The following is an 833-nucleotide window of genomic DNA, read 5'->3' on the forward strand; positions in this document are numbered from 1 at the left end:
AAAGACAGATCCGATCAAACGACACAAGTAAACCACTCCCAAAGGATGATCTTGAGGACTGATCACAACGATGCGATCGCATTTTTCCTGGCAGAATATTGACCAAACCTCACTTAAGGTGGTGGTTTGATGACAAACGGGTACTGCCCGGATAAAGGTTTGGAGGTGAGTGGGGCAAGAGTACATAGAAAATCTGTATTGGAGCCGAAGGCAATAGCGTCTCTGGGGGAAATCGCGATCAAATTATTGGGGGATAGTCGTAGGCGAGGGAGTTGAATCAACTAAGACCAACTCACGAATAACAACTTCTATTCAGTTCTGTGATTCCACTTGGTAACTTTTGGGTTTCTCAATACGCGACCGAGTTGAGACAATTTTACCGTTTTGTTCCTGTTCTCCAGTCAAAAACGGCTATCTAAAGTTGTTCTGTAAACGGTTGACTATGGCTCACACCTCTCTAACTCCTGGGAGATTTCTCAGCAGTGCTTTGAGAGAGCTATCTCTATCATGTTCGCTCAACTTCAAGAAAATCGTCACCTTAATAATAAAAAAATAAGAATTAAAAATTAAAAAAGTATATTTCCACAACATCTTTGGGTAAACAGACAAAAAAGGTCACTCCAAAAGTTAGCACTCATGTCGCCGTAGACTCCTGGCCAGCGAGAAATTGAACTTTCTCCTTAAGAGGGATGTTTCACGAGAAGGCGATGGGCTATATACATAAACGTCGAAGATGGCAAAATCACGGGGAAATCCGGTCGATTACCAGTCTGGATGTTGACTTCACTTTTTGAGGATGGAAGCTTGAGTAAACGACCCATCGCCAACGCATA

Annotated in this window: 1 protein-coding gene; it reads right to left on the bottom strand. The window is 42.7% G+C overall.

Annotated elements, in window-relative coordinates:
- On the bottom strand, positions 1–186 hold a 186-nt coding region (locus M595_RS30890; RefSeq protein WP_023069886.1), incomplete at its 3' end, for a CBS domain-containing protein.
- Positions 187–833: the final 647 nt, after the last annotated feature.

Origin of the sequence: Lyngbya aestuarii BL J, assembly GCF_000478195.2 — a bacterium.
Taxonomy (GTDB): domain Bacteria; phylum Cyanobacteriota; class Cyanobacteriia; order Cyanobacteriales; family Microcoleaceae; genus Capilliphycus; species Capilliphycus aestuarii.